The organism is Rhodococcus sp. JCM 9793 (genome assembly GCF_055380405.1).
Map to the genome: position 1 here is coordinate 2997450 of NZ_AP043721.1, position 21365 is coordinate 3018814.

Below are 21365 nucleotides of genomic sequence, written 5' to 3' on the forward strand. Positions count from 1 at the left end.
GCGTGGTTCCGGTAGCACGTGCTACCGGAACCACGCACGACGTCAGTTGTGCTTCGGCACCATCGGTACGGCCGCTGCAGGGGCGATCGCCGAGAGTGCGAACGCTGCGGGAAATCCGACCGCGGCGATGAGAGCACCGAACACAGGGCCCACGGCCGCCGCGAAGACGAACTGACCGGTGTTCTGAATGCCGAGTGCCCGCCCACCCCAATAGGGTCCGGCGATCTCGGCGACTGCGGTGAACGCGAGGCCGTTGGGGCTCGACGAGGCGACCGATGCGACGAGTAGCACGGCAACGGCGGTGGGGGAGTCCAAGAGCGAGGTCGCCGCGAGTACGACCATCGAGACCGCGGTGATCGCCGACACGATCCGCAGCGGGCCCAGTCGGCTACCGACACGATCCGACCATGCTCCCGCGGCGACGCGGCCCAGCGCGCCGAGAATCTGTGCCGCGGTGATCACCAGGCCGGCGCCGGTCTCGTCCCAGCCACGGTCGACGATCAACCAGACCAATGCGTATGTCCACACGAGGTATTGAGGAATCACCAGCAGGATCGACGCGACGTGGATACGGGTGAGCGCAGCGCTGGTTCGGTACGGGTTCGCCAGCGCTCCGGTGCGCGCGGCCTCGGCCCGGTCGGGACGCGGCGGGTCGATGATCCCGATCGCGCAGGCCACCGCAGCGACGCCGCACACGATCGCGGGAAACGCCAGTGCCCAAGCGATCCCGTGATCGCGTGCCAGGTGTGGAATGACGAGTGCGGACGCTGCCACGCCGAGCGGCACAGACATCTGACGGATGCCCATCGCGAGCCCGCGCTGATGCATCGGAAACCAGCCGACGACCACGCGCCCGCTGGCGGCATTGGCACTCACCGCTCCCGCACCGCCGCACGCGAGCAGCACCCCCAGGACGGCGGAAGACGTGGTGAACATCGCAGCGGTGACTGCGGCCGCGGCGATGGCCATGCCGGCAGACAATGCGAGCCGTTCGCCGAAACGATCGGCGAGGGCTCCCCATGCGACGAGCGTGAACATGCCGCCGAACAGCGGTGCGGCGGCGAGGGTTCCCGCCTGCGCGAGGGTGAATCCGGTCTCGTCGTGCCAGGTCGGGATGAGAAATGCGGCACCGTTGACGACCGTCGCCTGCGCAGTCTGGGCGAAGACGCCCAGCGCCAGGATCAGCCACCGTCGGTTCCCGAGGGTGAGGGTGTCCACCATGACGTCTCACTATCTGAGAAATATATCCCGTAGAATGAAATTCTACGGGAACTCTATACCCCGGCGACCGGCAGATCGATCGGAGTGCACGGCCACAGATAGACTCCCCGCATGCGCCTTGGTCGAATCGCTAGTCCGGACGGTGTCGCTTTCGTCAGTATCGAAGGGGAGGGGGACTCCGCGATCGCGAAAGAGATCGCCGAGCATCCGTTCGGTACCCCCACCTTCACCGGCCGGAGTTGGCCGCTCGCGGATGTGCGGCTGCTCGCACCGATCCTCGCGAGCAAGGTGATCGCCGTCGGGCGCAATTACGCGGCCCACGCGGCGGAATCGGGCAACGAGGTGCCTGACGAGCCCGTAATCTTCCTCAAGCCCAATACATCCATCATCGGCCCCGGTGCGCCCATCGTGATTCCGCGGAACACCTCGCTGGTACATCACGAGGCCGAGCTTGCGGTGGTCATCGGACGACCGTGCAAGGACGTCACCGCGGCGAAGGCCCGCGAAGCGATCCTCGGGTACACGGTCGCCAACGACGTGTCCGCCCGCGACCATCAGGCGAAGGACGGCCAATGGGCACGTGCCAAGGGGCACGACACGTTCTGTCCCCTCGGCCCCTGGATCGAAACCGATCTCGATGCCTCCGACCTCGAAATCTCCGCCGAGGTCAACGGGCAGCCCCGTCAACGCAGCCGGACTTCGATGATGGTGCACGATATTCCGGCACTCGTGGAATGGGTATCGGCGGTCATGACCTTGCTGCCGGGCGACGTCATCCTCACGGGCACGCCGGAAGGAGTCGGGCCGATCGAAGCCGGCGACACCGTCTCGGTGACGGTCGAGAAGATCGGCACGCTCACCAACCCCGTCATCGCGAAGGGCGCCTGAGCTGTCGGTCCGCCGTTCCTGTGGCGCGGTCGGGGACTAACCTGAGAGGGTCTTGATTTCCGTCCCTCGACCCGAGTGAGCCGATGACCACCAGCGAAGTTCGCGTCCGTTTCTGTCCGTCCCCGACCGGCACCCCGCATGTCGGCCTCGTGCGTACCGCCCTGTTCAACTGGGCATTCGCCCGGCACCACGGCGGCACGTTCGTCTTTCGTATCGAAGACACCGACGCCGCCCGGGACAGCGAGGAGTCGTACCAGGCGATCCTCGACGCGTTGCGCTGGCTCGGTCTCGAATGGGACGAGGGGCCCGAGGTGGGTGGCCCCTACGAGCCCTATCGGCAGTCGCAGCGACGGGATCTGCACCTCGACGTCGTAGCGAAGCTCCTCGAAGCCGGTGAGGCGTACGAGTCGTTCTCGACGCCGGAGGAGGTCGAGGCACGGCACAAGGCGGCTGGTCGCGACCCCAAGCTGGGGTACGACAATTTCGACCGCGACCTCACCTCGGAGCAGCGGCAGGCCTACCTCGACGAGGGGCGCAAACCGGTCGTGCGGCTCCGGATGCCGGCCGATGATCTGCGATGGAACGACCTCGTGCGCGGTGAGACGACGTTCAAGGCGGGCACCGTGCCCGACTTCGCGCTCACGCGCGGCAACGGCATCCCGCTGTACACGCTCGTCAACCCCGTCGACGACGCCCTGATGAAGATCACTCATGTGCTGCGCGGTGAGGATCTGCTCTCGTCGACGCCCCGTCAGCTCGCGTTGTATGCCGCACTGCAGCGTATCGGCGTGGCCGACTTCACTCCAGAGTTCGGGCACCTGCCGTTCGTGATGGGTCAGGGCAACAAGAAGCTGTCCAAGCGCGACCCGGAGTCGAACCTCTTCCTTCATCGGGATCGCGGATTCATTCCGGAGGGCCTGCTCAACTATCTCGCGCTCCTCGGCTGGGGGCTCGCCGACGACCGTGACGTGTTCTCCCTCGACGAGATGGTTGCAGCATTCGACATCTCCAAGGTCAACTCGAACCCGGCCCGCTTCGACCAGAAGAAGGCCGACGCGATCAATGCCGAGCACATCCGGTTGCTCGAACCCGCAGACTTCGCGGCGCGCCTGAAGGCCTTCCTTGTCGAACACGGCCACATCACCCCGGACGTGGATGATCAGCTTTTCGCTGTGGCAGCCGACCTCGTCCAAACCCGCATCGTCGTCCTCAGTGACGCATGGGGTCTGCTGAAGTTCCTCTTCGTCGACGAGGCGGACTTCGAACTCGACGAGGCGTCCGCCGCGAAGAACCTCAAGGAGGATGCCGCGGCGGTGCTCGACGCGACGATTGTGGCCGTCGAGGGCCTCGACGCGTGGACCACTCCGGCGCTCGAAGGTGCGCTCAAAGCGAAGCTGATCGACGATCTCGGCCTCAAGCCCAGGAAGGCATTCGCGCCCGTCCGCGTCGCCGTGACGGGCTCGCATGTGAGCCCGCCGCTCTACGAGTCGATGGAACTGCTCGGTCGCGAGCGGTCGCTCGCGCGGCTGCGGGCCGCCCGCGCCACCATCGCCTGAGCGAGTCCGCTCGGGCCGGCATGATCGGACCAGCATGAGGGGGCACCGGCCATCACGGCGGGTGCCTCCTTCTGTTTCCGTCCCGGAGTGTTTCGTCCGGACCGTGGACTGCGTGAAGTTATGCGCTCTGACCAGGCGATTTGTAGTTCTGCACCCCCTTGGTGTTAATCTTCTTCTCGGTTCGGAACGGAGGCCGTAGCACGAACAGTGCGGGCCGAAGGAACAAACCATTGGGGTATGGTGTAATTGGCAACACAGCTGATTCTGGTTCAGCCATTCTAGGTTCGAGTCCTGGTACCCCAGCTGCGATACGGTGATTTGCTATCGTATCTCGGTCGGTTTACGCTGGCTGAGCTTCCTCCGGGAAGCGTACACAGAAGAAGATCCTGGCCCCGTCGTCTAGCGGCCTAGGACGCCGCCCTCTCACGGCGGTAGCGTGGGTTCGAATCCCATCGGGGCTACCATGGATCTCCTCCGACCTCCGGGTCGGAGGGATTCTTCTTCTGTAGGGTTCGATCACCGGAAACGGGCGGATCGAATCCGGGTAAGTTCCTGGCCCCGTCGTCTAGCGGCCTAGGACGCCGCCCTCTCACGGCGGTAGCGTGGGTTCGAATCCCATCGGGGCTACAACTGAGGAAGACCCTCCGGAAATCCGGAGGGTCTTCCTTGTTTTCGTTGTTCAGCCACTCTTGCGCCGGAATTGGCGGTGGTGGTCTGCGTTGGCGTGCGGACCGTGGGCTTTCGACGTCGCGTCGAGGTGTGCGGTGCCGCCGCCCTTGCCCTGCTTCTTGCGTTCGAGTGCTGCGAGGAACTCTGCTTTGATGCGTTCTTTTGCTGGGTCGGCCATGTCCTACCTCCCTCCTGATGGCGAATGTAGCGCGTCAGGACCGGCTTGTCGCGTGAATTTCGCCGTCAACGACCGATGTGAGGAAGATACGCGGCGGTCGTGCCACCGAGCGGGACGGCGGGCATACGGAGCTTGCGGTGGTCCCAGGACCGAATGCGTTGCGGCACCACACGTACCGCTACCCTCTTGTGCATCATCTGTTCCACGGCGGGGCGCATATCGTCCGTGTACGGGCCGGTGTATCGCTCCCAGACGTCTCGGCAGACGTCGAACAGGATGTCGTGGTCTTCGACGATCTCGGCGCGACCTTCGATCGAGACGCCGCGCAATTGGTCGTAGGTGTCGCCGGATTCGACGAGTGCCGTGATGCGATCGTCGCGGCGAAGATTCACGACCTTCTGCGATTTCGCTTTCGTCTCGAACCAGATCTCGCCGCCCTGCACGGCATACCACATGGCCACCAGGTGCGGTGTGCCCTGAGATCCCAGCGACGCCAGTGTGGCAACGCGGTTCTGGTGGAGGAAGTCGCTGATCTCCGGCTCTGTCATCGCGATCTCTGCGCGGCGGTTCGTTCCCATGCGCAGAACTGTGGCACACCCCGTCGGGGTGTGCCACCAATTCTACTTGTCTCCGGTAGGGCGAAGCCTGCGGATTACAAACGCTTGTGCAGTGCGTCTGCGGCTGCGAGTAGGTCGGCGGCCCAGCGGGCACCCGGTCGGCGGCCCATTCGGTCGATCGGGCCGGAGACCGAGATCGCCGCCACCACCGCGCCATTGCCGTCGCGGACGGGTGCAGCCACGGAGGCGACACCGGGTTCGCGTTCGGCTGCGCTCTGCGCCCATCCGCGTCGGCGGACCTCGGAGAGCACGCGTTCCCCGAACGCGGCCTCGGGAAGGAGGGTGCGCTGGGTGGCCGTATCGGCCCACGCGAGCAGAACTTTGGCGCCGGATCCGGCCGTCATGGGCAGGCGAGCGCCCACGAGAACGCTGTCGCGCAGGCCGGTGGGAGGTTCGAGCGCGGCGATGCAGACGCGTTGGGTGCCGTCTCTGCGATACAGCTGCACGCTCTCGCCGGTGATTTCGCGAAGCCGGGGGAGGACGAGGGACGCGGCCTCCACGAGCGTATCGCCCGCGCCTGCAGACAGTTCGGCGAGACCGGGGCCCGGTCGCCATTGACCGTCGCCGTCGCGCATGAGAAGGCGATGGACCTCGAGTCCGACCGCGAGGCGGTGTGCTGTTGCACGCGGTAGGCCGGTGCGCGCACACAACTCGTTGAGGTTGCATGGTTGCTCTGCCACCGTGTGGAGGACCGTCATCGCTTTGTCCAACACGCCGATCCCGCTATGCTGTCTCATAGGTCGATACCTCCGTCTCGCATAGTGGGAAGCATAGCGCATCCGATTCAGGACGGAGACGGCACCAGACGCGACTCGGACAGCCCCCGAGATCCGGGTTCGCGTACGGCACGTACGACAGGTGGAGAGAATGGCTGGAAAGACTCTGGCAGAGAAGGTGTGGGACCAGCACGTGGTCGTGCGCGGTGAAGGGGAGGGCTCGGCGCGTCGGCCGGACCTGATCTACATCGACCTGCATCTCGTACACGAGGTCACCAGCCCGCAGGCGTTCGACGGTCTGCGGCTGGCCGGACGAGGCGTGCGTCGCCTCGATCTGACGATTGCGACCGAGGATCACAACGTTCCGACGGTCGACATAGACAAGCCGATCGCTGATCCTGTGTCGCGCACGCAGGTCGAGACGCTGCGTCGGAACTGTGAAGAATTCGGCGTGCGGTTGCATCCGATGGGCGACCTCGAGCAGGGCATCGTGCACGTGGTCGGGCCTCAGCTCGGACTGACCCAGCCCGGCATGACGGTGGTGTGCGGCGACAGCCACACCGCCACTCACGGTGCGTTCGGCTCGATCGCAATGGGTATCGGCACCAGCGAGGTCGAGCACGTCCTTGCGACCCAGACATTGTCGCTGCGTCCGTTCAAGACGATGGCAATCAACGTCGATGGCGAACTGCCTCCGGGAGTCACGAGCAAGGATCTGATTCTCGCGATCATCGCGCAGATCGGTACCGGTGGCGGCCAGGGCTACGTGCTCGAATACCGCGGCGAGGCGATCCGCAAGCTCTCGATGGAATCTCGGATGACGATCTGCAACATGTCGATCGAGGCGGGCGCGCGAGCGGGCATGATCGCACCCGACGAGATCACCTACGAGTTCTTGAAGGGACGCCCGCACGCACCGCAGGGTTCTGACTGGGACACGGCTGTGGCGGCGTGGGAGCAGCTGAAGACCGACGAGGATGCAGTTTTCGACGCCGAGGTACACATCGACGCCGGCGTGCTGACCCCGTTCGTCACGTGGGGAACCAATCCGGGGCAGGGGCTTCCGCTCGGCGGGTCTGTGCCGGTACCGGAGGAGATCGCCGACGAGACGGAGCGCCTTGCCGCAGAGAAGGCAGTGCGCTACATGGACCTCGAGCCGGGTATGCCCTTGCGCGAGATCAAGATCGACACCGTCTTCGTCGGATCGTGCACCAACGGCCGCATCGAGGACATGCGGGCGGTTGCCGACATTCTCAAGGGCCGCAAGGTGGCTGAGGGTGTTCGGATGCTCGTCGTTCCCGGATCGATGCGTGTTCGTGCTCAGGCCGAGTCCGAAGGCCTCGGGGAGATCTTCGTTGCGGCAGGCGCGGAATGGCGTCAGGCAGGCTGCTCGATGTGCCTGGGAATGAACCCCGATCAGCTTGCGCCGGGGGAGCGTTCCGCATCGACGTCGAATCGCAATTTCGAAGGCCGCCAGGGCAAGGGTGGGCGAACACACCTTGTGTCCCCGGATGTGGCTGCCGCCACAGCCGTCCGCGGCACACTGTCCGCCCCGGCGGATCTGGACTAGAGCACGGGACGAGGAGAGAATTCGATGGAAGCCTTCACTACTCACAAGGGCATCGGCGTTCCGTTGCGCCGGTCCAACGTCGATACCGATCAGATCATTCCCGCGGTGTACCTGAAGCGGGTCACCCGCACAGGATTCGAAGACGGACTGTTCGCCGGATGGCGCACCGATCCTGCCTTCATCCTCAACACACCACCGTTCGACCGCGGCAGCGTTCTCGTCGCAGGCCCTGATTTCGGAACAGGCTCTTCTCGAGAGCATGCCGTATGGGCCCTGTCCGATTACGGGTTCCGGGTTGTGATCTCGCCTCGGTTCGCCGATATCTTCCGCGGCAACGCAGGAAAGGCCGGAGTGCTCGCCGCTCAGGTGGGCCAGGACGACGTCGAATTGCTCTGGAAACTCATCGAACAGCAGCCCGGCCTCGAACTCGAAGTGAGTTTGGAAAGCCGGACTGTGACCGCCGGAACAACCGTGGTGCCGTTCACCATTGACGACTACACGCGGTGGCGTCTGATGGAGGGTCTCGACGACATCGGGCTGACATTACGCCAGGTAGAGGCCATTTCCGAGTACGAGAAGGCAAGGCCTTCTTGGAGACCGCGCACCGTACCGACGGCCTGACAGAGACCTCCGACACCGCTCTGCGGGTCCGAACCGAAGCGAAATTCGGCTCGGACCCGCCGTGTATTTGCATGAGAATTGGCGTGGCACATAGACTCTTGACCGTTTGCGGGGCTACCGTGGACTCGAGTCGGTCTGACGGTGGACCGTGAAATGCGGAGGAAATCAATGAACAAGGCAGAATTGATCGACGTTCTGACCGAGAAGCTCGGTTCGGACAGGCGCACCGCGACGGACGCTGTCGAGCACATCGTCGACGCGATCGTTCGCGCTGTGCACGCCGGCAACAGTGTCACCATCACCGGTTTCGGTGTGTTCGAGCAGCGTCGCCGCGCGGCTCGTGTTGCTCGCAACCCCCGGACGGGTGAGACCGTCAAGGTCAAGCCGACGTCGGTTCCGGCGTTCCGCCCGGGTGCACAGTTCAAGGCGGTCATCGCCGGCACGCAGAAGCTTCCCGCAAGCGGCCCGGCCGTCAAGCGCGGTGCGGCTGCGGCAGTGAAGAAGTCTGCTGCTGCCAAGAAGGCTGCGAAGAAGACTGCAGCCAAGAAGACCACGGCAGCGAAGAAGACCACCGCGGCCAAGACTGTGGCGGCCAAGAAGACCACCGCGGCCAAGACCACGGCGGCAGCGAAGAAGACCACCGCGGCCAAGAAGGCTCCGGCCAAGACCACGGCGGCAGCCAAGAAGACCACCGCGGCAGCGAAGAAGACCACCGCGGCCAAGAAGGCTCCGGCCAAGACCACGGCGGCAGCCAAGAAGACCACCGCGGCAGCGAAGAAGACCACCGCGACCAAGAAGGCTCCGGCCAAGACCACGGCGGCAGCCAAGAAGACCACCGCGGCCAAGAAGGCCCCGGCCAAGAAGACCACGGCTCGCAAGACCGCCGCCAAGAAGTAGGTCTGTTCGACATCTGAAACGGCCCGTGCACACGGGCTGGGCGCTTCGGCGGCTACCGGAAATTCCGGTAGCCGCCGAAGCATTGTCTGGAGGCGGAGAAGAACCGACCTTGCAATGCCCGAAACCTGGTAGTGCTCAGGTGTGGTCGGATGCGAGTGGAGTGTCGAGGTATTCGGCCGCCACGAGCCGCCCGCGGAGGAACGACAGGACCCACGTGCTCGCCTTGCGAGTGCTACCTTCGGGAAGGTCGAAACCCGACTGTTCCGACCACCACTGCAATAGATTCGGAATCACACCGCCCTGGCTGCACAGGACAGGAACCTTCCCGCTCTCGATGACATCCGCGATCCGCTTATGGGCGAGAGCGGGGTCGGCTGTGTACTCCTCTTCCGCCAGTGATGGTTCCAGAGCGATGTCGACGTCGAGGGAATCAGCGAGCGGCTGAACGGTCTCGATGCACCGCACACGGTCGGCCGAGAAAAGAGTATCTGCGCCGAACGCAGACAGCTGGGGCACCAGCGCCGATGCCTGCCTGAGCCCCTTCTCCTCGAGTGGGCGCTCCCGGTCGTCACCGTCGTAGTTCTTACGACTGCCCGCCTTCGCGTGGCGCACCACGAGCACTGTCCGGGTATCGGAAGGAAATTCCAGGAATCGGCGCAACACCGTGTGGTCCATCGAATACGACAGCTCGTCGAAGGCAGTGTCGGGCGAAACCCATCGGAGGACGTCCACTTCGTCGTTCGCGACGAATCCGCCGGACTCGCACCGCGCCGCCCAGTAATCGACCTGCTTGCGCGGGGCAGTGATACCCCCCGTCGCTTCGCTCGCCCCGGCATCCCCCGTCGCTTCGCTCGCCCCGGCACCCGGTATGGGGTATGCCACCCTTCCGAGGCTACGCCCGAGCACAGCCCGGAATCCGGTCTCCTCCTCGGTTTCCCGGAGCGCCGCAACGATCGCCGTCTCCCCGGGATCGAGTTTGCCCTTCGGGAAAGTCCAATCGTCGTATCTCGGCCGGTGAATCAGTGCCAGTTCGAGGCCTCCGTCGCTCGGCCTCCAGAGCACCGTCCCCGCCGCGAAGATGTCCGTGGCCGACGATTCGTCCGATGTGCTCACCTGTCCTCCAGTCACGAAGTGCGAATCCGCATGAGCTCGACCTGATGATCTCGTGCGACAGTCCCCGGCGCGGGGCTCGCAGACCAGGCGCCATCGGATTCCAGGGTCCAGCATCGAGTTGCGGGATCCAGCGCGGAGTCGAAGATCTGGCCCAACTGCAGGCACAGTTGAGGATCCTTCACTTGGACCATCACCTCGACGCGCCGGTCGAGATTGCGATGCATCATGTCGGCGCTACCGATCCAGAACTCGTTGCTGCCACGGAAATGGAGGATGCGGGAGTGTTCGAGGAATCGTCCCAGAATCGATCGTACGGTGATGTTCTCGCTCAGCCCCGGCACACCCGGCTTGATCGCACAGATTCCGCGAACGACGATCTCCACGGAGACACCGGCGCGGGAAGCGCGGTACAACGCGTCGATGACCTGTTCGTCGACGAGCGCGTTGGCTTTGAGACGAATCCCGGTGGGCTTGCCCATCGCATGATGTTCGATCTCGCGTTCGATGCGTTCGATGATGCCCTTGCGTACTCCGTGCGGAGCCACGAGAAGATTGCGGTACTGCGCCTTTCTGGAGTAACCGGTGAGGGTGTTGAACAGATCGGTCAGGTCGGAGCCGATTTCGGGTGAGCAGGTGAGCAGACCCACGTCCTCGTACAGCCGAGCAGTCTTCGGATTGTAGTTGCCGGTGCCGATGTGGCAGTAGCGCCGGATCGTCGACCCCTCACGACGGACCACGAGCGAGGTTTTGCAGTGGGTCTTGAGACCCACCAGTCCGTACACGACGTGGACGCCGGCCTGTTCGAGCTTGCGGGCCCACTGGATGTTCGCCTGTTCGTCGAACCGCGCCTTGATCTCGACGAGTGCGACGACCTGCTTGCCGGCCTCTGCGGCGGCGATGAGCGCATTGACGATAGGGGAGTCGCCCGACGTGCGATACAGCGTTTGCTTGATTGCCAGCACCTGGCTGTCGGCGGCCGCCTGCTCGATGAAACGCTGCACGCTCGTCGAGAACGACTCGTACGGATGATGAACAAGCACGTCGCCTTCGCGCAGCGTCGAGAACACGCTTTTCGGAGTCTCGCGTTCGCCGAACGCCGGGTGCGTCGCGGGCACGAACGGAGCATCCTTGAGATCCGGGCGGTCCACGGCGTGTACCTGCCAGAGACTGGACAGATCGAGCAGACCCGGCAGCTGTACCACGTCGGACGGATCGACATCGAGCTCACGCAAGAGCAATTCGAGCATGTGCTCGGTCATGTCGTCGGAAACCTCGAGGCGCACGGGAGAACCGAAGCGGCGGCGCGCGAGTTCGCGTTCGAGGGCCTGCAGCAGATCTTCGTCGCGGTCCTCCTCGACGTCGAAATCCGCATTACGGGTGACTCGGAACGCGTGATGCTCGACGACCTCCATTCCGGGGAACAGAACGTCGAGGTGCGCAGCGATCAGCTCTTCGAGAGGGAGGAAGAGGGGAATCTCGTGCGACCCGTCGACCTGGTCGACTCGGACATACCGGTCGACATTGTCGGGGACTTTCACCCGCGCGAAATGCTCGCCCGCGGAGTTCAGGTCCTTCACGGTGACAGCAAGATTCAGGCTCAACCCGCTGATGTACGGGAACGGATGGGCGGGGTCCACGGCGAGCGGGGTGAGGACGGGGAAGATCTGCTCGGCGAAATATCGGGTCAACCGTATCTTCTGGGGCTCGTCCAGATCCGACCAACGGATGATCGAGATGCCTTCGGCGGCAAGGGCGGGAAGCACTGTCTCGAGAAAGACCTGGGCTTGGCGACCTGCGAGTTCCTGTGTGCTCGACGCGATCAGTGCGAGTTGCGCCCTCGGCGACAGCCCGTCGGCAGACCGTACCGACAGCCCTGTTTCTGCGCGGCGTTTGAGGCCGGCGACACGAACCATGTAGAACTCGTCGAGATTGGACGCGAAGATCGCCAGGAACTTCGCTCGTTCGAGAAGCGGGATCGACTTGTCCTCGGCGAGGGCGAGTACGCGCGCATTGAAATCGAGCCAGCTCAGTTCGCGGTTGAGGTATCGGTCGGCCGGGAGCCCATCCGCACCCAGGGCGCGATGTTCGGCCGCGGCGGGTGGTGCTGCGGGTGTTGCGGTGCCTCGCACTGATCGGGAAACGGCGCGGGCCGGGACTGCATCTTCGGATTCGACGTTCGAGTCGGTGGTATCGCCGTGGGTCACTACTTCATTGTTGCAGGAACATCATGGATCCGTGACTCAGTGGACGCCGGATGATCGTTCCGGGAGTGCGAACCCGATCCGGTCGAGGACGCGGCTCGTGGCGGCGCCCGTGCCGAGCCGGACAGCGGCCTCGAGATCGCCGATGGTGTCGACGTCCAAGCGCAGTCCGTCCAGAGGTTCCCTCAGTGCCGTCGCCCCGGATCGGACGTGCCGTCGCGCGGAGTCGACGCCGAACATCGGCTCGAGTGAACGATCCGGTGTGCACTGGAACAGCGCTGCCGTTCCGTCGCCGGTGTGATCCGCGACGATCGCTCGGCCGAACAGCCGTGCTTCGGTGAGTGCGGCCGTGAGTTCCGATGTACGCAACGCCGGAAGATCTGCCTGGAGTGCGACGAGATCGGTACCCGGTGACTGCGCGCGAATGCGTACGGCGGCCACATCGAGGGCTGCGTTCAGGGGATCGGACTCGCCGCGATGCACAGGATCGGGCAGTACCCGGGCGCCGTGTGCGAACGCGACTTCGGCCGCGACAGGATCCGAGGTCACCACGGTGGCGACCGAACCCGGTAGTCCCAGAGCGGCGGCGAGGGTGTCGATGAGCATCGCGACGACCAGGTCGGAGCGTGTAGGCGGGTCGAAGACGTGCGCGAGCCGTGTCTTCGCCAGGCTCAATGCCTTGACGGGGACAAGCACGTGCAGAGCGGTCATTCCTGGGATTCTGCCAGTTGCACGACGGGATGCATTCCGGCGTCCCGTCCCGCGGTGCACTCGAGCGGTTTGGGCGATACTGGACGCACCCGTGGTGGAGATGCATCCGGCGGGGCCGTGATGCGGTGGGACGGATGCGGTGGGACGACGGCGCAGCGAGACGGCTGCACGACGAGACGAGTAAGGGGACCGTGTGACCAAAGCAGCGATTCTGGGGGCGGGTTCATGGGGGACGGCATTCGCCAAGGTTCTCGCCGAGGCGGGTACCGACGTGACCGTCTGGGCGCGTCGGGAGGAGATGGCGCGCTCCATTCACGAGCAGCACGAGAATCCTGACTATCTTCCCGGCGTCGGTTTGCCTGCGACCCTGGCGGCCACCTCCGATCATCGGGTGGCGCTCGAGGGCGCCGATTTCGTCGTTCTCGCGGTCCCGTCGCAGACACTGCGGGTCAATCTCGCGCAGTGGCGGGACGACATCGCCCCCGATACGACTCTGCTCAGTCTTGCTAAAGGGATCGAGAGCGGCACCCTGATGCGGATGAGTCAGGTGGTCGGTCAGGTCACGGGAGCAGACCGGAATCGGATCGCGGTACTGTCCGGGCCGAACCTCGCGCGTGAGATCGCTGCGGGGCAACCCGCCGCCACGGTAATCGCGTGCCCCGATTCGACCCGGGCGATACAGATTCAGAAATCTTGTGCCACAGGATATTTCCGCCCCTATACGAACACGGACGTCGTCGGGTGTGAGATAGGTGGCGCGTGCAAGAACGTCATCGCGCTCGCGTGCGGCATGGCAGCCGGTGTGGGGCTGGGCGACAACACCGTGGCAAGCATCATCACCCGCGGTCTGGCCGAGATCATCCGGCTGGGAACCGCGCTCGGAGCCAAGCCTGGAACCTTGGCAGGTCTGGCGGGGGTGGGCGATCTCGTCGCCACCTGCACGTCGCCGCTCTCGCGCAATCGGACCTTCGGCGAGCGCCTCGGCCGAGGTGGGACGCTCGAGAGCGCGCAGGAGGCCACGCACGGTCAGGTGGCCGAAGGAGTCAAATCCTGCACGTCGGTGCGGGAACTCGCCGCCAGTTACGACGTCGAGATGCCCCTCACCGACGCGGTGCATCGCGTCTGTCACGAGGGCATGTCGGTTCAGGATGCGATCGGGCTGCTCCTCGGTCGCCGTGTGAAGCCGGAGTGATCAGGATGCTCGGCGATTCGACACGGTGCGTGAAAGCCGTTGCTGTAGGGGGAGCCCCGGGAGATCCATTGCAGCCGGGGCCGGTGTTCGCGGCGCCGTATCGACTCGGAGAGGACGAAGTCGCTGGGTCCGACACCTACGCGCGGGCGTCGAATCCCGGGTGGCGTGACCTCGAGCGGGCGCTCGCGACCCTCGAGGGCGCGTCCGCGGCTCGCGTCGTGGGCTCCGGAATGTCCGCGATCACCGTCGCGCTCCGGGCGTTCGCCCGTCCCGCCGGGGTGGTCGTGGTCCCGTCGGACGGGTACTACCAGGTGCGGATGTATGCGCGCGACTGTCTCGAACCGTTCGGTGCGGCGGTTCGCGAACTGTCGGTGTCCGAGTTCGGCGACGGCACGCTCGGCACCGTGCTCGCGGATGCGCCCGAAGGTGCGGTGGTCCTCGTCGAGACTCCGTCGAACCCGGGCCTCGATACCGTGGACCTGGCGGCGACCGCGGCGAGGTGTCGTGCGGCCGGCGCGCTCCTGCTCGTCGACAACACCACGGCCACACCCCTCGGCCAACAGCCACTCGGTCTCGGCGCCGATGTCGTGGTGGCCAGCGGCACCAAATCGCTCAGCGGGCACAGCGATCTGCTGTTCGGGTACATCGCCGTGCGCGACGACACGCTGCTTCCGCACCTCGATCGTGAGCGATTGTTGTCGGGGACCGTACTGGGCCCGTTCGAGACCTGGCTCGCCCATCGAAGTCTCGGTACCGCGGGTCTGCGCTTCGAGCGGCAGTGCGCGAACGCGCTGGCAGTCGCGAAGATGCTGACAGCGCATCCTGCTGCCGCGAGCGTGCGTTATCCGGGCCTGCCGACGGACCCTGCTCACCCCGTCGCTGCGGCGCAGATGCGCAGGTTCGGCCCCCTCGTCACCTTCCGGCTCGACGACGCCGACAATTTCCACCGCTTCGTTCGAGCGTCGGAGCTGGTCGTCTCTGCAACCAGCTTCGGCGGGATTCACACCACAGCGGATCGGCGTGCCCGCTGGGGTGATCCGGTGGCGCCGGGGTTCGTGCGCCTGTCGTGCGGTATCGAGGACACCGACGACCTGCTCGCAGATCTCGATGCGGCGCTGCACAGCTCGTGAACGACGGAAACCGGCTGGGGCGAAGACCACCCTTACCGGTACGGTGTGTGCCGTGAGTAACCCCCGCACCCGGGTGGCTGTCGTGTTCGGCGGCCGCAGCAACGAACATTCCGTCTCCTGTGTCTCGGCAGGCAGCGTCCTGCGCAATCTGGATCCCGACCTCTACGAAGCCGTCCCGGTCGGGATCACCGTGGATGGTGCTTGGGTACTCGCAAGCTCCGATCCGGAAAAGCTCGCCATGGCGGGGCGTGAACTGCCCGTCGTCGACTCGACCGGGTCCGCGCTGGTGCTCACCGCCGACCCGACCCGAAACGGCGACCTCGTCGCTCTCGACGAGAACGACTTCGGAAAGGTCTTCGCGTCGGTCGACGTCGTGTTTCCTGTGCTGCACGGTGCGAACGGTGAGGACGGCACCCTCCAGGGCCTGCTGGAGCTCGCCGGAATCCCCTACGTGGGGCCGGGCGTACTCGCCAGCGCCGCCGGCATGGACAAGGAATTCACGAAGAAGCTGCTCGCGGCCGAAGGCCTGCCGGTCGGCTTCCAGATCGTGCTCCGCCCCGGCACCTCGACGCTCACCGACGAGCAGAAGGCCCGCCTGGGTCTGCCCGTGTTCGTCAAGCCCGCGCGCGGTGGATCGTCGATCGGTATCAGCCGCGTCACAGACTGGTCGTCGTTCGACGCCGCGGTGGACAAGGCACGCCGGCATGACCCGAAGGTCATCGTCGAATCGGCGATCCTCGGTCGCGAGGTCGAATGCGGCGTCCTCGAGTTCCCGGACGGAGAAGTCCGCGCCAGTGTCGTCGCCGAGATCCGCATGCCTGATTCGTCGGGCAATCACGACGCGTTCTACGACTTCGACACCAAATACCTCGACGACGTGTGCGAATTCGACGTCCCGGCCAAGCTCGACGACGACGTGTCCGGCCAGATCCGCGAGCTTGCGGTGCGCGCCTTCCGCGCACTCGACTGCCAGGGACTCTCCCGGGTGGACTTCTTCATCACGGAGAACGGTCCGGTGATCAACGAAATCAATACGATGCCCGGGTTCACCTCGATCTCGATGTATCCGCGGATGTGGGAGGCCGCCGGCGTCGACAACCGCGAGCTCGTGTCCACCCTGATCCGCACTGCACTCGCGCGGGGCACCGGACTGCGCTGAGCCCGTTCCGGCCCGAGCTGCGTGTCGGCTCTGTCACCATCGCGACTAAGCTGTGGCCATGACTGCCGTGACCCCTGACTCCAGCGCATCCGACTCCGCGGAAACCCAGGCGATCGACTCTCGCGAGGCGGTGCACGCTGCTGCGCGCGGAGCCCGTGTCGCCTCCAGGCGTCTTGCTCTGCTCACGACCGCGCAGAAGGATGCAGCGTTGCACGCGGCAGCAGACGCGGTTCTTGCTGCGTCCGACGCGGTACTCGAGGCCAACGCTGCCGACATCGACGCGGCGCGTGCGGGTGGTACCGAGGAATCGCTCCTCGATCGACTCCGTCTGACGGAGGCCCGCATCGAGAGCATCGCGTCGGGTCTGCGGCAGGTCGCCGGACTGCCCGACCCGGTCGGTGAAGTGGTGCGCGGGTCGACACTGCCCAACGGGCTCGAACTCCGCCAGCTCCGCGTGCCGCTGGGCGTGGTCGGCATGGTCTACGAGGCGCGTCCGAACGTCACCGTCGACGCGTTCGGTCTCGCGCTCAAGTCGGGTAACGCAGCATTGCTACGTGGTTCGTCGTCCGCGGCACACTCGAATGCGGCGCTCGTCGAGGCGCTGAGGGGGTCACTCGCCGCTCAGGGCCTACCCGAAGATGCCGTGCAGTTGTTGCCGAGCGCCGACCGGTCCTCGGTGACGCACCTGATCCAGGCCCGCGGGCTCGTCGACGTGGTGATTCCGCGAGGCGGCGCCGGCCTGATCTCTGCGGTGATCCGCGACGCGACGGTGCCCACCATCGAAACCGGTGTGGGCAACTGCCACGTCTACATCCACTCCGCCGCCGATCTGGTGATGGCGGAGAAGATCGTCGTCAACGCCAAGACTCGCCGCCCCAGCGTGTGCAACACCGCCGAGACGATCCTCGTCGACAAAGCCATCGCCGACACCGCCGTACCGAAGCTGCTGCAGGTCCTGCAGTCTCACAGTGTCACCGTCCACGGAGACCTGCCCGGGCTCGTTCCCGCAACCGAAAATGACTGGGCCGAAGAATATCTCACCCTCGACGTCGCACTCGCGGTTGTCGATGGTCTGGACGCCGCGGTCGAGCACATCGACAGCTATGGCACGGGCCACACCGAGGCCATCGTCACGTCCGACCTCGCGGCGGCCCGTGAATTCACCGCGCGGGTCGACGCGGCGGCCGTCATGGTCAATGCTTCCACCGCATTCACCGATGGCGAGCAATTCGGGTTCGGCGCCGAGATCGGAATTTCCACTCAGAAACTGCACGCTCGTGGCCCGATGGGACTTCCCGAACTGACCTCCACCAAGTGGGTGGTGTGGGGCGACGGCCACACGCGCCCCGCCTGACGACTCGACCGACGACTCGACCGACGACTCGACCGATCAGCACGACGAAAGGACACAGCGTGGATCGTGCGCTGCCGACCACTCCGCCGATCTTTGCGGACGTCCAGGATGTGATCGACCGGCTCGCGGAGACCGGTTACCTCGCGGACAAGGCCACAGCCACGTCTGTGTTCCTCGCCGACCGGCTCGACAAGCCGCTGCTGATCGAAGGCCCGGCCGGTGTCGGCAAGACCGAACTGGCGCGCGCCGTCGCGCAGACCTCCGGCGCCGAACTGGTCCGGCTGCAGTGCTACGAGGGCGTCGACGAATCCCGCGCGCTGTACGAGTGGAACCACGCCAAACAGATCCTGCGCATCCAATCGGCCGGTGCGAACGCCGCGGCAGGCGAATCGTGGGATTCGACGAAGGAGGACGTGTTCTCCGAGGAGTTCCTGCTGTCGCGTCCACTGCTCACCGCGATCCGGCGCGACGACCCGACCGTTCTGCTGATCGACGAGGTCGACAAGGCCGACGTCGAGATCGAGGGACTGCTCCTCGAGGTCCTCAGCGACTTTGCGGTCACGGTCCCCGAACTCGGCACCATCCGGGCGTCCCGCAAGCCCTTCGTGGTCCTGACATCCAACGCGACCCGCGAACTGTCCGAGGCTCTCAAACGACGGTGCCTGTTCCTGCACCTGGATTTCCCGAACGCCGACCTCGAACGGCGGATCCTCGCGAGCCGGGTACCCGAGCTGTCCGAGGCGGTCGCCGAACAACTCGTCCGTACCGTCCACGTGCTGCGCGGCATGCAGCTCAAGAAGGTGCCGTCGGTCGCCGAGACCATCGATTGGGGCCGAACGTTGCTCGCGCTGGGAATGGACACCCTCGACGATGCGGCCGTGCGCACCACGCTCGGCGTCGTCCTCAAACATCGGTCCGATCAGGATCGTGCGGCCGCCGAGCTCCGGCTGAACTGACATGGCCGGGGCACCGACATCCGGTCCGGGCGGAACGCTGAAGGCGCCGCACGGAATTCCCGGTCATCTCGTCGGATTCGTCGAAGCACTGCGGCGTCGCGGCATCGCGGTGGGGCCGTCCGAAACTGTCGACGCGGGCCGAGTGATGACGGTGGTCGACCTGCTCGACCGGGAGATGCTGCGTGAGGGTCTGGCGTGCACACTGCTGCGCCGGTCCACTCACCGGCCGACCTTCGACGCGCTGTTCGATCTGTGGTTCCCCGCGGCGATCGGCCGGCGCGGTGCCGAAGACGCCGAATTCACGTTACCCCGCACACCCTCCGGCGAGATCGACCTCGAGGCCGTGCGCGACCTGATCGCCGAACTCCTCGCCGATGACTCCCCGGACGCACTCGCCACCACCGAGATGCTCACCGCACAGCTCGTCGAAGAGCTCGGCCAGTACAAGTCGTCGAACGGGCCGTCGTTCTCGGCGTACCAGACCCTGCGTGACGTCTCCCCGGAGACCCTGCTCACCCGGATTCTCGAGGGGCTCCTCGGCAACGCGTCGCGCGACGACCGCGACACCGGCGACTACGAGACCGAGGTCGCGCGGCAGACCGCGGCCCGACGGATCGCCGATTTCCGGGCGATGATCGAACGGGAGACCCGCCGCCGCACCGCAGAACAACTCGGTCGCGAACGTGTGGAGAAGTATGGGGTTCCGAAGCTTGCAGAGGAGGTCGACTTCCTGCGTGCGTCCGACGCCGAGCTCGTCGCGTTGCGCCGCCAGGTGATGCCGCTCGCTCGGCTTCTCGCGAGCCGGCTCGCCGCACGCAGGCGCAGGAGCCGCGCCGGCGCCATCGATCTGCGGCGGACACTGCGCAAGTCGATGTCGACGGGCGGTGTGCCCATCGACCTCATCAATCGCAAGCCACGCCCGGCACGGCCGGAACTCGTCGTGCTGTGCGATGTCTCGGGTTCGGTCTCGGGGTTCTCGCACTTCACCCTGCTGCTCGTGCACGCGCTACGTGAGCAGTTCTCCCGGGTCCGGGTGTTCGCGTTCATCGACACCACCGACGAGGTGACCCACCACTTCGCGGCGGGCATCGACCTCGGGACGGCGATGTCCCAGATGCTGCGCGAAGCGGAGCTGATCACGTACGACGGCCACTCCGACTACGGCAACGCCTTCGCCACCTTCAACGAGAAGCACGCGCACAGCCTCACCAGCCGAAGTTCCCTGCTTATTCTCGGTGACGGGCGGAACAACTACCGCAACCCCAACATCGATGCTCTCGGGCACATGGTCCAGGTGGCGCGGCACGCGCACTGGCTCAACCCCGAGCCGCGTGGGCAGTGGGGCTCCGGAGATTCGGCGGCGCGGGTGTACGGCGAGGTCATCACGATGCACGAATGTCGCTCGGCGAAACAGTTGGCCGAGGTGGTGGCCGCTCTGCTGCCGGTATGACCCCGTAAGCTGGACAACCGTGCCTCAGCCATCCGATCGATACCCGGAGTCCCCGCGACGTCTGGGCGTCATGGGCGGTACCTTCGATCCCATCCACAACGGGCACCTCGTCGCCGCCAGTGAGGTCGCAGACAGGTTCGGCCTCGACGAGGTGATCTTCGTACCGACAGGTCAGCCCTGGCAGAAATCCGGACGTCGGGTCAGTGCCGCGGAGGACCGGTACCTGATGACCGTAGTTGCGACAGCGTCCAACCCCCGGTTCACCGTCAGTCGCGTCGACATCGACCGCGGCGCCGCGACCTACACCGTCGATACCCTCCGCGACCTGCGGGAACAGTATCCTGAGTCGGAGCTGTACTTCATCACCGGCGCCGACGCCCTCGCATCGATCCTGTCGTGGCAGGACTGGCCGACGTTGTTCGAGCTGGCGCGTTTCGTCGGGGTGTCCCGCCCTGGCTACGACCTCAGCGTCGAGCACCTCGCTCCGCACCTCGAGGGGTTGCCACCCGAGGCGGTGAGCCTCGTCGAGATCCCTGCGCTGGCGATCTCCTCGACGGACTGCCGCACACGAGTCCACAATCACCGTCCGGTCTGGTACCTCGTGCCCGACGGTGTGGTGCAGTACATCAGCAAGCGTCATCTCTACGTGGGCGCACCGACATCGATCCACTTGAACAACGAGAGAAAGAGCACGTAGTGAGCGCAACGGCAGAAGCCCTCGAGATGGCCCGCATCGCGGCCCTCGCAGCAGACGAGAAACTGGCGACCGACGTCGTGGTGCTCGACGTGTCGGAGCAGTTGGTGATCACCGATTGTTTCGTCATCGCATCGGCACCCAACGAACGTCAGGTCAACGCCATCGTCGACAACGTCGAGGAGAAACTGCGCGAGGCCGGCCACAAGCCGGTCCGCCGCGAGGGCACTCGTGAGGGACGGTGGACCCTGCTCGACTACATCGACGTCGTCGTACACGTCCAGCACGAGGAGGAGCGGAACTTCTACGCTCTCGAGCGTTTGTGGAAGGACTGTCCGACGATCCAGATCGACGGTGTCGGCGGCCCGCGGTCCGCCGCCGACGACGATGCGGAGGGTGAGTGAGTGCGCCGGTGCGGGTGCGGCGTCTGATCCTGCTGCGCCATGGGCAAACCGAATACAACGCGACCAGC

General features: G+C 65.5%; 20 protein-coding genes and 3 tRNA genes. 16 read left to right on the forward strand and 7 right to left on the reverse strand.

Going from position 1 to position 21365, the window contains the following annotated elements; genetic code table 11:
- Positions 1–42: 42 nt before the first annotated feature.
- The gene (locus ACZ46K_RS15885; protein ID WP_464749181.1) at positions 43–1221 is read right to left on the reverse strand and encodes an MFS transporter; all 1179 of its coding nucleotides are present in this window, start codon (positions 1219–1221) and stop codon (positions 43–45) included.
- 111 nt (positions 1222–1332) lie between these two features.
- On the opposite strand from ACZ46K_RS15885, the gene ACZ46K_RS15890 reads away from it, so the two are divergent.
- The 5 genes from ACZ46K_RS15890 (at position 1333) to ACZ46K_RS15910 (ending at position 4292) form a co-directional block, all read left to right on the forward strand.
- Entirely contained in the window at positions 1333–2109 is a 777-nt protein-coding gene (locus tag ACZ46K_RS15890) for a fumarylacetoacetate hydrolase family protein (protein WP_464749182.1), read from the forward strand.
- 83 nt (positions 2110–2192) lie between these two features.
- On the forward strand, positions 2193–3665 hold the full coding sequence (gene gltX / locus ACZ46K_RS15895) for a glutamate--tRNA ligase (RefSeq protein ID WP_464749183.1): 1473 nt from the start codon (positions 2193–2195) through the stop codon (positions 3663–3665).
- A gap of 231 nt (positions 3666–3896) precedes the next feature.
- Positions 3897–3968 (forward strand) — tRNA-Gln (locus tag ACZ46K_RS15900).
- A gap of 85 nt (positions 3969–4053) precedes the next feature.
- A tRNA-Glu gene (locus ACZ46K_RS15905) sits at positions 4054–4129 on the forward strand.
- A gap of 90 nt (positions 4130–4219) precedes the next feature.
- Positions 4220–4292, forward strand: a tRNA-Glu gene (locus ACZ46K_RS15910).
- Positions 4293–4344: 52 nt separating this feature from the next.
- Here ACZ46K_RS15910 and ACZ46K_RS15915 read toward each other — a convergent pair.
- The 3 genes from ACZ46K_RS15915 to ACZ46K_RS15925 all read right to left on the reverse strand — a co-directional run bounded on the left by ACZ46K_RS15915 (position 4345) and on the right by ACZ46K_RS15925 (position 5866).
- Positions 4345–4512: a DUF5302 domain-containing protein gene (locus ACZ46K_RS15915; RefSeq protein WP_464749184.1), complete on the reverse strand. Its 168-nt coding sequence runs from the start codon at positions 4510–4512 to the stop codon at positions 4345–4347.
- 65 nt (positions 4513–4577) lie between these two features.
- Positions 4578–5090 (reverse strand): pyridoxamine 5'-phosphate oxidase family protein, encoded by a 513-nt coding sequence (locus ACZ46K_RS15920; protein WP_054807986.1) that lies wholly within the window; start codon positions 5088–5090, stop codon positions 4578–4580.
- Between the two features lie 74 nt (positions 5091–5164).
- Positions 5165–5866: an IclR family transcriptional regulator gene (locus ACZ46K_RS15925; RefSeq protein WP_464749185.1), complete on the reverse strand. Its 702-nt coding sequence runs from the start codon at positions 5864–5866 to the stop codon at positions 5165–5167.
- A gap of 130 nt (positions 5867–5996) precedes the next feature.
- Here ACZ46K_RS15925 and leuC point away from each other — a divergent pair, with 130 nt between their 5' ends.
- From leuC to ACZ46K_RS15940, 3 genes are all read left to right on the forward strand, one after another.
- Positions 5997–7415: a 3-isopropylmalate dehydratase large subunit gene (leuC, locus tag ACZ46K_RS15930; protein ID WP_464749186.1), complete on the forward strand. Its 1419-nt coding sequence runs from the start codon at positions 5997–5999 to the stop codon at positions 7413–7415.
- Positions 7416–7439: 24 nt separating this feature from the next.
- On the forward strand, positions 7440–8036 hold the full coding sequence (leuD, locus tag ACZ46K_RS15935; protein WP_054807720.1) for a 3-isopropylmalate dehydratase small subunit: 597 nt from the start codon (positions 7440–7442) through the stop codon (positions 8034–8036).
- A 168-nt stretch (positions 8037–8204) separates the two neighbouring features.
- A complete protein-coding gene (locus ACZ46K_RS15940) occupies positions 8205–8933 on the forward strand; it encodes an HU family DNA-binding protein (protein WP_464749187.1) in 729 nt (242 codons plus the stop codon).
- Positions 8934–9068: 135 nt separating this feature from the next.
- Here ACZ46K_RS15940 and ACZ46K_RS15945 read toward each other — a convergent pair whose 3' ends face one another.
- Genes ACZ46K_RS15945 through cofC form a run of 3 tightly spaced genes read right to left on the reverse strand, consistent with a single transcriptional unit; the run spans position 9069 to position 12958 of the window.
- Positions 9069–10046 (reverse strand): NUDIX hydrolase, encoded by a 978-nt coding sequence (locus tag ACZ46K_RS15945; protein WP_054810377.1) that lies wholly within the window; start codon positions 10044–10046, stop codon positions 9069–9071.
- A gap of 11 nt (positions 10047–10057) precedes the next feature.
- Positions 10058–12250, reverse strand: a complete 2193-nt coding sequence (locus ACZ46K_RS15950) for an RNA degradosome polyphosphate kinase (RefSeq protein ID WP_464749188.1) — start codon at positions 12248–12250, stop codon at positions 10058–10060.
- A 36-nt stretch (positions 12251–12286) separates the two neighbouring features.
- Entirely contained in the window at positions 12287–12958 is a 672-nt protein-coding gene (gene cofC / locus ACZ46K_RS15955) for a 2-phospho-L-lactate guanylyltransferase (RefSeq protein WP_054806721.1), read from the reverse strand.
- A 193-nt stretch (positions 12959–13151) separates the two neighbouring features.
- Between cofC and ACZ46K_RS15960 the strand changes: the two genes are divergently transcribed.
- From ACZ46K_RS15960 to rsfS, 8 genes are read left to right on the forward strand one after another with little or no spacing between them, the layout of a single operon-like run.
- Entirely contained in the window at positions 13152–14150 is a 999-nt protein-coding gene (locus ACZ46K_RS15960) for an NAD(P)H-dependent glycerol-3-phosphate dehydrogenase (protein ID WP_054810376.1), read from the forward strand.
- Positions 14151–14155: 5 nt separating this feature from the next.
- Positions 14156–15280 carry a cystathionine gamma-lyase gene (locus ACZ46K_RS15965; RefSeq protein WP_464749189.1) on the forward strand — a complete coding sequence of 375 codons (1125 nt, stop codon included), beginning with the start codon at positions 14156–14158 and terminating at the stop codon, positions 15278–15280.
- A 52-nt stretch (positions 15281–15332) separates the two neighbouring features.
- On the forward strand, positions 15333–16439 hold the full coding sequence (locus ACZ46K_RS15970) for a D-alanine--D-alanine ligase family protein (RefSeq protein ID WP_054810650.1): 1107 nt from the start codon (positions 15333–15335) through the stop codon (positions 16437–16439).
- 58 nt (positions 16440–16497) lie between these two features.
- Positions 16498–17793, forward strand: a complete 1296-nt coding sequence (locus ACZ46K_RS15975) for a glutamate-5-semialdehyde dehydrogenase (protein ID WP_464749190.1) — start codon at positions 16498–16500, stop codon at positions 17791–17793.
- Positions 17794–17852: 59 nt separating this feature from the next.
- Positions 17853–18749: an AAA family ATPase gene (locus ACZ46K_RS15980; RefSeq protein ID WP_464749191.1), complete on the forward strand. Its 897-nt coding sequence runs from the start codon at positions 17853–17855 to the stop codon at positions 18747–18749.
- Between the two features lies 1 nt (position 18750).
- Positions 18751–20199, forward strand: a complete 1449-nt coding sequence (locus ACZ46K_RS15985) for a vWA domain-containing protein (protein WP_464749192.1) — start codon at positions 18751–18753, stop codon at positions 20197–20199.
- A gap of 19 nt (positions 20200–20218) precedes the next feature.
- Positions 20219–20896, forward strand: a complete 678-nt coding sequence (gene nadD / locus ACZ46K_RS15990; RefSeq protein ID WP_464749193.1) for a nicotinate-nucleotide adenylyltransferase — start codon at positions 20219–20221, stop codon at positions 20894–20896.
- Positions 20896–21297 (forward strand): ribosome silencing factor, encoded by a 402-nt coding sequence (gene rsfS / locus ACZ46K_RS15995; protein WP_054807542.1) that lies wholly within the window; start codon positions 20896–20898, stop codon positions 21295–21297. Before nadD ends, rsfS begins: the two co-directional genes overlap by 1 nt.
- The last annotated feature ends 68 nt before the right edge of the window (positions 21298–21365 follow it).

What these genes read in the sequence shown, in the direction of transcription:
- ACZ46K_RS15890 (WP_464749182.1), top strand. Translation starts at nt 1,333, where the DNA reads ATGCGCCTTGGTCGAATCGCTAGTCCGGACGGTGTCGCTTTCGTCAGT.
- leuD (WP_054807720.1), top strand. Translation starts at nt 7,440, where the DNA reads ATGGAAGCCTTCACTACTCACAAGGGCATCGGCGTTCCGTTGCGCCGG.
- ACZ46K_RS15940 (WP_464749187.1), top strand. Translation starts at nt 8,205, where the DNA reads ATGAACAAGGCAGAATTGATCGACGTTCTGACCGAGAAGCTCGGTTCG.
- ACZ46K_RS15925 (WP_464749185.1), bottom strand. Translation starts at nt 5,866, where the DNA reads ATGAGACAGCATAGCGGGATCGGCGTGTTGGACAAAGCGATGACGGTC.
- ACZ46K_RS15985 (WP_464749192.1), top strand. Translation starts at nt 18,751, where the DNA reads ATGGCCGGGGCACCGACATCCGGTCCGGGCGGAACGCTGAAGGCGCCG.
- leuC (WP_464749186.1), top strand. Translation starts at nt 5,997, where the DNA reads ATGGCTGGAAAGACTCTGGCAGAGAAGGTGTGGGACCAGCACGTGGTC.
- cofC (WP_054806721.1), bottom strand. Translation starts at nt 12,958, where the DNA reads ATGACCGCTCTGCACGTGCTTGTCCCCGTCAAGGCATTGAGCCTGGCG.
- ACZ46K_RS15965 (WP_464749189.1), top strand. Translation starts at nt 14,156, where the DNA reads ATGCTCGGCGATTCGACACGGTGCGTGAAAGCCGTTGCTGTAGGGGGA.
- gltX (WP_464749183.1), top strand. Translation starts at nt 2,193, where the DNA reads ATGACCACCAGCGAAGTTCGCGTCCGTTTCTGTCCGTCCCCGACCGGC.
- ACZ46K_RS15915 (WP_464749184.1), bottom strand. Translation starts at nt 4,512, where the DNA reads ATGGCCGACCCAGCAAAAGAACGCATCAAAGCAGAGTTCCTCGCAGCA.
- ACZ46K_RS15975 (WP_464749190.1), top strand. Translation starts at nt 16,498, where the DNA reads ATGACTGCCGTGACCCCTGACTCCAGCGCATCCGACTCCGCGGAAACC.
- ACZ46K_RS15885 (WP_464749181.1), bottom strand. Translation starts at nt 1,221, where the DNA reads ATGGTGGACACCCTCACCCTCGGGAACCGACGGTGGCTGATCCTGGCG.
- ACZ46K_RS15920 (WP_054807986.1), bottom strand. Translation starts at nt 5,090, where the DNA reads ATGGGAACGAACCGCCGCGCAGAGATCGCGATGACAGAGCCGGAGATC.